Origin of the sequence: Methylophaga sp. UBA4204 (assembly GCF_002379485.1) — a bacterium.
Lineage (GTDB): Bacteria > Pseudomonadota > Gammaproteobacteria > Nitrosococcales > Methylophagaceae > Methylophaga.
In genome coordinates this window covers 1-2231 of record NZ_DFTU01000037.1, presented here as the reverse complement: position 1 = coordinate 2231, position 2231 = coordinate 1, and the positions used below count along the sequence as shown (strand labels likewise).

Here is a 2231-nt window from a genome sequence, read left to right as displayed (position 1 = left end):
GATTTAACCATGGTGGTGCATTTAAGTTCGCCAGATGATCGATACGACATGCTCTATCTGTCTAACTATGCGTTGCTGAATGTTAAAGACGAGTTGGCGCGAATTAACGGTGTGGGCACTGTAGAACTGTTCGGCGCCGGTGATTACAGTATGCGGATCTGGCTGGATCCTAATAAGGTCGCGGCTCTTGGTTTATCTCCATCACAAATTACTGACGCAATCCGTGAGCAAAATCAGCAGACAGCTGCCGGAAGCTTAGGTGCTCAGCCAAGTGCTGATGCAGAATTTCAGCTGCTGATAAACGTTAAAGGTCGTTTATCTACCGAAGAAGAGTTTGGCAATATCATTATCAAAGTCGGCGACAACGGTGAGATAAGTTACTTAAAAGATGTCGCTCGTATTGAACTGGGTGCCTCAACCTATGCCCTGCGATCGTTATTAAATAATAAAGACGCCGTGGCTATTCCTATTTTTCAAGCCTCAGGTTCTAACGCGATTCAAATCTCTGACGATGTACGCGCCAAAATGGCAGAGTTATCGAAAAGCTTTCCAGATGGGTTGGCCTACGACATCGTTTATGACCCAACAGTGTTTGTTCGCGGTTCTATTGAGGCGGTAATAAAAACGCTGCTTGAAGCATTAGTACTGGTGGTACTGGTGGTTGTGCTGTTTTTGCAAACCTGGCGTGCATCCATTATTCCTTTGGTGGCAGTACCTGTGTCATTAATAGGTACGTTTGCCTTTATGCATCTTTTAGGTTTTTCACTCAATGCTCTATCGTTGTTTGGTCTGGTATTGGCCATCGGTATCGTCGTTGATGATGCCATCGTAGTGGTTGAAAACGTTGAACGGAATATACGCGAAGGCCTAACACCGATTGCCGCTACGCAAAAAGCAATGAAAGAAGTGACAGGCCCTATCGTGGCTACGACATTAGTATTAGCAGCAGTGTTTATCCCGACAGCCTTTATGTCAGGCTTAACCGGGCAATTTTATAAGCAGTTTGCTTTAACCATTACTATTTCTACTTTTATCTCAGCGATTAATTCGTTAACGCTAAGCCCTGCCCTGTCGGCGCTATTATTAAAAGCACCTGGTGAGAAAAAAGATCTGTTAACACGCGCCATGGACAAACTCTTAGGAGGCTGGTTATTTGGTCCGTTTAATCGCTTCTTTGCCCGTTTATCCAAAGGTTATGGCTGGTTAGTCAAAAAGGTCATTCGCTTTGGCGCGCTGGTTGGCATTATGTATGTTGCACTGCTGGGTTTAACGGGCGTGCAGTTTGCCACTACCCCTTCCGGTTATGTGCCAAGTCAGGACAAACAATATCTGGTGGCGTTTGCTCAATTGCCAGATGCTGCGTCGTTAGAACGTACCGAGGAAGTGATTAAGGAAATGTCGAATATTGCGCTTGAACAACCCGGCGTAATCAGCTCTGTTGCTTTCCCCGGACTGAACATTAACGGTTTTACCAACAGTCCGAACTCCGGCATCGTGTTTACCACCTTAAGCGATTTCAAGGAGCGTAACGATCCGTCAATGTCAGCTGATGCTATCGCAGCAGCGTTAAACCAGAAGTTCGCCGGTATTGAAGATGCCTTTATTGCCATTTTCCCTCCTCCACCAGTACAGGGGCTTGGCACCATTGGTGGGTTCAGGCTGCAAATACAGGACCGCGCCAGTCATGGTTACGAAGAGCTCTACAACGTAACGATGCAGGTCATGCAAAAAGCCTGGGCTACACCTGAGCTGACTGGTATTTTTTCCAGTTATCAGGTCAATGTGCCGCAACTGGATCTGGACATCGATCGCACTAAAGCCAAACAGCAAAATGTGTCACTGGATGAGATATTTCAAACACTGCAGGCTTATATGGGCTCGGTTTATGTCAATGACTTCAACCAGTTTGGTCGTACCTATCAGGTGAATATGCAGGCTGATGAACAGTTTCGTCAGAGTGCGTCACAAATCAGCCAGTTAAAGGTACGTAATAGCGATGGTGAAATGGTTCCTCTGGGTTCCTTTATCAATGTTACTGATACAGCGGGTCCTGACAGGGTCATGCATTACAACGGCTTTACTACCGCTGAAATTAATGGTGGTCCAGCCCCTGGCTACAGTACCGGGGAGGCACAAGCAGCGATTGAGAAAATACTGGCTGAAACATTACCCAATGGCATGACCTATGAATGGACAGAGCTGACTTACCAGCAAATTCTGGCTGGTAATGC

At 46.3% G+C, this 2231-nt stretch carries 1 protein-coding gene; it reads left to right on the top strand.

Going from position 1 to position 2231, the window contains the following annotated elements:
- Window positions 1–2231 (top strand): efflux RND transporter permease subunit (locus B3182_RS05130; protein WP_292751829.1); only part of this gene is annotated, 2231 nt, incomplete at both ends.